The sequence below is a fragment of the Pseudarthrobacter sp. CCNWLW217 genome, assembly GCF_037203985.1.
In the GTDB taxonomy this organism is placed as follows: Bacteria; Actinomycetota; Actinomycetes; order Actinomycetales; family Micrococcaceae; genus Arthrobacter.
In genome coordinates this window covers 70,954-77,691 of sequence record NZ_JBBCBT010000021.1, presented here as the reverse complement: position 1 = coordinate 77,691, position 6,738 = coordinate 70,954, and the positions used below count along the sequence as shown (strand labels likewise).

Here is a 6,738-nt window from a genome sequence, read left to right as displayed (position 1 = left end):
ACCGTCAAGGGCTACGGACTCGGACCCCACTTCGAAGGCCGCAACGCCACCCACCAGATGAAAAAACTCACCCTCGAGGACCTCAAGGAATTCCGCGACTACCTCCGGATCCCCATTTCCGATGCCCGGCTGGAGGAAGACCCTTACAGCCCGCCCTACTACCACCCCGGTGCAGATGCGCCCGAGATCGCCTATCTCCTCGAGCGGAGAAGGGTGCTGGGCGGCGCGGTCCCCGAAAGGCGGCCGAACCACCAGGCCGTTGAACTGCCCGAAGCGAAGACGTTCGACGTCGCCAAGCGCGGCACGGGCAAGCAGCAGGCCGCCACCACCATGGCCTTTGTCCGGCTCCTGAAGGACCTGCTCCGCGACAAGAAGTTCGGGCACCGGATTGTGCCCATCGTGCCGGACGAATCCCGGACCTTCGGCATGGACGCGTTCTTCCCGACGGCGAAGATCTACAACCCGGGCGGCCAGAACTACCTGTCCGTGGACCGGGACCTCGTCCTGGCCTACAAGGAATCCGCGCAGGGCCAGCTGATCCACCCCGGCATCAACGAAGCCGGGGCCGTCGCAGCCTTCACCGCGGCCGGGACCGCCTATGCCACGCACGGCGTGCCCCTGATCCCGGTCTACGTGTTCTACTCCATGTTCGGCTTCCAGCGCACCGGCGACGCCTTCTGGGCAGCAGCGGACCAAATGACCCGCGGCTTCATCATCGGCGCCACCGCAGGACGGACCACCCTCACCGGCGAAGGACTCCAGCACGCCGACGGCCACTCCCCCATCCTCGCCGCCACCAACCCCGCCGTGGTCACCTACGACCCCGCCTACGGCTACGAAATGGGCCACATCATCCGAGACGGCATCGAACGGATGTACGGCGAACATCCCGACGGCGGACCCGCAGGTTCGGCCACCGACCGGAACCTGATGTATTACCTCACCGTCTACAACGAACCGATCACCCAGCCGGCCGAACCCGAGGAGCTCGACGTCGAAGGCGTCCTGAAGGGTATTTACCGTGTGTCGGCGTCGGGCGTTGAAGGTCCCAAGAGCCAGATCCTGGCCTCCGGTGTCTCGGTGCCGTGGGCGCTGGAAGCCCAGCGGCTCCTGGCCGAGGACTGGGGCGTCTCCGCCGACGTCTGGTCCGTCACGTCCTGGAACGAACTGCGCCGCGACGGCCTCGCTGCCGAGGAAGAAGCGTTCCTCAACCCCGGCGAACCCGCCAGGACACCGTTTGTGGCGAAGCAACTGGCCGACGCCCAGGGTCCCATCGTGGCCGTCTCGGACTACATGAAGGCCGTCCCGGACCAGATCCGCCAGTTCCTGCCAAACGAGTTTGCCTCGCTCGGCGCGGACGGCTTCGGCTTCTCCGACACCCGCGCAGCAGCCCGCCGCTTCTTCAAGAACGACACCCATTCCATCGTGGTGAAGACGCTGCAGTTGCTCGCGGCGAGGGGCGACGTGGAGGAAGGCGCACCGCAATACGCCACGGACCGCTACAAGCTCCTTGACGTCAACGCCGGCACCACCGGAGGCGCGGGCGGCGACGCCTGACCTACCAGATGGCAAGTTGGCGGCAATGCCCGTTGAGGACATTGCCGCCAACTGCCGTGTCGTGTGGATAGTCTGAAGTTATGGGGAACACCGCTGAGACCAGGACCACCGCTGTTGTCCTGGCCGCCGGCGCCGGGACGCGGCTGGGGAAGGGACCCAAGGCCCTTCTTCCCTTCCGCGGCCGGCCGCTCGTGGAATCCATCGCCGGAACACTGCTCGACGGCGGCTGCCGCGACGTGGTGGTGGTGCTCGGCGCCGGCGCTGCCGATGTCTCAGCGATGGCCAAACTGGACCGCTACCGGACTGTTGTGAACCAAGACTGGCAGTCCGGGATGGGCAGTTCGTTCCTGCTGGGCAACGCCACCGCGGATCACCAGGATCACCTGCTGGTTGCCCTGGTAGACCAGCCCGGCCTCACGCCCCGAACCGTCAGGCGCCTGCTGGCCGCCCACCGTCCGGGCCGGATCACCGCAGCTGCCTATCGCGACGGCGGCAGTCAAGGCCGCGCCGATGTTCCAGTCCGCCGCGGGCATCCGCTGCTCATCGACGTCGGACTCCGGGCGGCTGTTGCCGAAACGGTAACGGGCGACGCCGGGGCACGCCGCTTCCTGCAGTCCCACCCGGAGCTGGTGGACGAGGTGGACTGCACCGACCAGTCCACGGGCGAGGATGTTGACACTCCGGAGCAGCTCTACCTGCTGGGCTAGCCACCACCGGCGAAGAGGAGTTCCTGCAAGCCGCGCTTGAACGCGGACCGCCCGCCATGGGCGGGATGCCTGACCTTCGGCGCGTCCACGCCGGTCCGAAGCAGGCTGCGATGCGCCACGTTGCCCACCGCCACCACAGTTTGGATCGGAAAAATCTCGGTCAGCGATTGCCAAAAGGGAGTTCCGAGGTCTGCTTCGGCTGCTGTCGGCGTGCGGTTGGACAACGGCCGCCCCGCCACATGGGTGTGCCACGGGCAGGAACTCCACAGCAGCGGAAGGAAGTCCAGTTCCGCGAGGACGTCCCACATCACCGTAGCGGTGGGTTCGGACGCGACCCCGGCCGCCTCCTCCGGCAGCGCGTAGCCCTTGCCCGGCCCAAACAGTCCGAACCTGTTGGCCGGCCCCTCGAACATGGTGCGGTTGGTGAAGGGAACTCCGGTGATCCTCATGCCCCTGAACCCCGGCGCCTCACCCAGGAGCAGTACCTTCGGCGCGCGGTCCAGCATTTCCTGAAGATAAATCTCCAGGTTCCGCCGGCGCTGCGTATTTCCCGGGTCGGCGGCAGCGAAGAAGTTGTTGCGTGCCGGCCCAGACGGCACGGCCGAAAGCCGCTCCACGAAGGCGCTGATGGAATGGGTGCTCATGCGCTACCAGCGGGGGTGGATGGCCTCGCGGAAGTAGTGGTCGTAAATCCAGCGCACGCCCTCGTCGAATTCGCCGTTGAGGGAAACGCCGGCCGCTGCAGCGTTCGCGATGGCCTGGTCCGCGTTGCGCGCCCCTGGAATCACGGAGGTGACGCCGTCCTGCGCGGCGATCCAGGCGATGGCCGCCTGCGCGGTGCCAACACCGTCCGGGACCAACTGCTCGAACTCGGCCACGGCCTTCAGCCCCACCTCGTAATCCACACCGGAGAACGTCTCCCCGACGTCAAACGATCCGCCGGTTCGGTTGTAGTTGCGGTGGTCATTCTCCGCGAACGAAGTGTCCTTGGTGTATTTGCCCGAGAGCAGGCCTGACGCGAGCGGAACCCTGGCGATGATGCCCACGTCCGCAGCCTTCGCAGCTGGGAGGACCTCGTCCAGCGGCTTGAGCCGGAAGGCGTTGAGGATGATCTGGACGGACGCCGTGCCTTCGTGCCTGATGGCTTCGAGGGCTTCGTCGGTGCGTTCCACGCTGACGCCGTAGTTGCGGATGGCACCTTCGGAGACCAGCGTGTCCAGGGCGTCGTAGACCTCAGCGTTGCTGTAGACGGGCGTGGGCGGGCAGTGCAGCTGGACCAAGTCCAGGCTGTCCGTGCCCAGGTTCTTCCGGGATCGGTCCACCCACTGGCGGAAGTTGGCCAGGGTGTAGTTCTCCGGCTGCTGGTCCATGCGGCGGCCCATTTTGGTGGCCACTGTGATGTCCAGCCCAGGGTTGTCCTTGAGGAACGCGCCAATGGCCTGCTCGCTCTTGCCGTCGCCGTAAACGTCGGCGGTGTCGAAGAACGTGACGCCGGCTTCCGCTGAGGCGGCCAGGATGGCCTGCGCCTGTCCGTGGTCCACGTTGCCCCAGTCAGCTCCGAGCTGCCAGGTACCCAGCCCGACGATGGAGACGTTCCGTCCGGTCTTGCCTAATCTGCGCTGTTCCATCCCACGACTATATGGCCTCCTTCAGCACAGGGACGGTGGGCGCGGCGGCGTCCCTCAGGCCAAGGTAGATCTTGTCCCGGGCAATGGGCAGCGATGCGAAGCGCACGCCGGTAGCGTTCCGGATGGCATTCGCCAGGGCAGGTGCCACCGGGTTGAACGGGCTTTCGCTCATGGACTTCGCACCCAAGGGGCCCAGTTTGTCGTTGGTATCGGCGAAGTACACCTCGCTGCGGGGTACGTCGGCGAAGGTGGGAATGTGGTACTGGCGCAGGATGTCGGTGGTCACGCGGCCGGCGTCGTCCACCACCACTTCCTCGTAGAGTGCCGCACCCAGCGCCTGCGCGATCCCGCCCTCGATCTGGCCCCGGCACTGCCGGGGATTGACCACCACGCCGGCGTCGGCAGCCTGCACACTCTGCAGGATCCGCAGTTCCCCCGTGCCACGGTTCACCGCCACGCGGAAGCCATGGACGTTGAAGGCCACGGACCGGGGCGTGCCGCCCCAGCGTCCTTCGGCAGCGAGTTCGACGCCGGCTTCCGCAGCGGCGTGCGCCAGTTCCGCCAGCGGTACTGGGGTTCCCTCGCACACCACGGTGTCACCGTCGAGGACGCAACCGGAGGACTGGACCTGCCTGATCCCGGCGGCGAAGGCACGGATCCGGACGGCAAGTTCCTCCGCGGCGGCGAGCGTCGCCTTCCCGGCAACCACCGTTCCGGCGGACCCGAACGCGCCGGTGTCGTGCTCGATCAGGTCAGTGTCGGACTGCCGCACAGCAACCCGCGAGGCCTCTGTGGACAGCGCGGTGGCTGCAAGCTGGGCGTGCACCGTGGTGGTGCCGTTACCGAACTCTGCGGTGCCGACGTCGGCCTGGTACGTTCCGTCCGGCAGGAGCCGGAGCTTCGAGTGGGCGAAGTGGCCCCGCGGCGGTACGGTGTCGATCATGGACAGCGCGGTGCCCTCCCCCGTCACCCAGTCCGGGCCGAGCCGGTCCAGCCCCGCCGCTCGATAACGTTCCGCACCGCGGTCCAGGGCGTCGCGGACCAGGCGCGTGCACTGGTCCAGGCCGTAGCTGCCGTAGTGGACATCCTCCTCCGGCTCGGGGTGGGTGGACAGCATGTCGTCGCCTTCGCGCACCATGTTCCGGCGGCGGAACTCCAGCGGATCCATCCCGATCCCGATGGCGAGCTCGTCCATGGCGGATTCGATCGCGAAGATCATCTGGCTCAGGCCGTAGCCGCGGAAGGCGCCGGAGGGGACAGTGTTCGTATACACCGCCTGGGCGTCAACCCTTTTGTTATCGCATTTATAGACAGCCAGGGACTCACCGCAGCCGTGGAACATCACGCCCGGGCCGTGGTTCCCGTACGCGCCCGTGTTGGTCAGGACGTCCAGCTTCAGGGCGGTCAACCGGCCGTCGGCGCTGGCCCCGGCCTTGAGGTTGATGGTGAACGGATGCCGGGTGGTGGTGGCGGTGAACTGCTCGGTCCGGGTCAGTTCAAGCTGGACGGGCCGGCCCAGCTTCAGGGCCGCGAGCGCCACGATATCCTCCGTCAGCACTTCCTGCTTGCCGCCGAACCCGCCTCCCACACGGCCGGCCACCACGTGGACCTGTTCCTCGGGCAGCCCGAAAACCCGGCAGAGCGTGCGGCGGACCAGGAACGGGACCTGGCTGGACGTGCGGACCTGCAGCCGGCCATCGCTGTCCACCTCCGCGATGGCGGCGTGGGTCTCGAGCGCGACGTGCTGGACCCGTTGCGTCTGATACGTCTGCTCGTGGATGAAGCTGGCGGCCGCGAAGCCCTGCTCCACGATTCCCAGTTCGGAGTGGAGTTCGGCCACGACGTTCTGTTCGGGGCGGGCAATGCGGGCCGTGAGGGCGTCCTTCTCCCCATGGAGAGTAGGCGCCCCGGGGCGGATGGCGTCCTGCAGGGTGAACACGGCGTCGAGGATGTCATACTCGACGGCGAGCGCCCGGACTCCCGCTTCGGCGGCGGGCACCGATTCTGCCACGACGGCGGCGACCCGCTGGCCGCGGAACCTCACCACGTCGTCGAGCACGCGGGTGTCGTCCGGATCGTCCGTGTAGAGCTCGTGCTGGGCGGTGGAGAAAAGCTGTTCCGGCGCGTCCTGGTGGGTGAACACCGCCACCACACCGGGTACTTTCAGCGCCGCTTCTGTGTTGATGCTGACGATGCGGGCGTGGGCGTGCGGTGAGCGCAGCAGCTTCAGGTGCAGGAGCCCGGGCAGCTGGTCGGCGGGAATGTCAAGGGTGTAGCGGGCGGTGCCGGTGACCACGGCGCGGCTGGCGGGCGCGGGGACGTCGTCGCCCATCCCGCCGGGCCGCGGTTCGGGCTGGCCCTCGCCCGCGATGCCGGAGCCCTGTCCGGCGGGGTCCGGATGCCCGGCGTGCCCGCAGACGGCGTCCTCGATGGCCCGGTAGCCGGTGCAACGGCAGAGGTTGCCCTTGAGGTTGCGGGGCAGGTTGTCCTTTTGTTCGTCGGTGAACGTTGCCGCGGTCATCAGCATGCCGGCGGTGCAGAAGCCGCACTGGAAGCCCTGGCGTTCCAGGAACTGCTGCTGGACAGGATGAAGTTCGCCGCCCGCGGCGCCGGTCGTTCCGGCGAGTCCTTCAATGGTGGTAACGGCGTGTCCCTCGGCACGGACGGCCGGGTAGATGCAGCTGTGGACAGGAGTGCCGTCGACGTGCACGGTGCAGGCACCGCAGTCGCCGCCGTCGCATCCCTTCTTGACGCCCAGGTTGCCCTGCTCGCGCAGGTACGTCCGCAGGCACTGCCCCGGGCGCGGCTCAGCTGACGCCGCCGTGCCGTTGATTTCGATGGCCATG

At 67.6% G+C, this 6,738-nt stretch carries 5 protein-coding genes; 2 read left to right on the top strand and 3 right to left on the bottom strand.

The genetic code is table 11. The features are described from left to right. Together V9L18_RS19890 and nboR are read left to right on the top strand one after the other, a co-directional pair. Positions 1 to 1,557 (top strand): transketolase-like TK C-terminal-containing protein (locus V9L18_RS19890; RefSeq protein WP_443197978.1); only part of this gene is annotated, 1,557 nt, incomplete at its 5' end. An 80-nt stretch (positions 1,558 to 1,637) separates the two neighbouring features. Continuing rightward, the gene (nboR, locus tag V9L18_RS19885) at positions 1,638 to 2,264 is read left to right on the top strand and encodes a nicotine blue oxidoreductase (RefSeq protein ID WP_337348879.1); all 627 of its coding nucleotides are present in this window, start codon (positions 1,638 to 1,640) and stop codon (positions 2,262 to 2,264) included. On the opposite strand, the gene V9L18_RS19880 is transcribed toward nboR, so the two are convergent. From V9L18_RS19880 to V9L18_RS19870, 3 genes are read right to left on the bottom strand one after another with little or no spacing between them, the layout of a single operon-like run. Next, entirely contained in the window at positions 2,261 to 2,908 is a 648-nt protein-coding gene (locus V9L18_RS19880; RefSeq protein WP_337348878.1) for a uracil-DNA glycosylase, read from the bottom strand. The two genes, nboR and V9L18_RS19880, sit on opposite strands and share 4 nt — an antisense overlap. Positions 2,909 to 2,911: 3 nt before the next feature. Then, positions 2,912 to 3,892 carry an aldo/keto reductase gene (locus tag V9L18_RS19875; RefSeq protein WP_337348877.1) on the bottom strand — a complete coding sequence of 327 codons (981 nt, stop codon included), beginning with the start codon at positions 3,890 to 3,892 and terminating at the stop codon, positions 2,912 to 2,914. A gap of 7 nt (positions 3,893 to 3,899) precedes the next feature. Continuing rightward, positions 3,900 to 6,737: a molybdopterin-dependent oxidoreductase gene (locus V9L18_RS19870; RefSeq protein ID WP_337348876.1), complete on the bottom strand. Its 2,838-nt coding sequence runs from the start codon at positions 6,735 to 6,737 to the stop codon at positions 3,900 to 3,902. Position 6,738 lies beyond the last annotated feature (1 nt).

Bases quoted from the DNA above. Each gene is read 5' to 3' on its own strand.
- nboR (WP_337348879.1), top strand. From the start codon at position 1,638: ATGGGGAACACCGCTGAGACCAGGACCACCGCTGTTGTCCTGGCCGCC.
- V9L18_RS19880 (WP_337348878.1), bottom strand. From the start codon at position 2,908: ATGAGCACCCATTCCATCAGCGCCTTCGTGGAGCGGCTTTCGGCCGTG.
- V9L18_RS19875 (WP_337348877.1), bottom strand. From the start codon at position 3,892: ATGGAACAGCGCAGATTAGGCAAGACCGGACGGAACGTCTCCATCGTC.
- V9L18_RS19870 (WP_337348876.1), bottom strand. From the start codon at position 6,737: ATGGCCATCGAAATCAACGGCACGGCGGCGTCAGCTGAGCCGCGCCCG.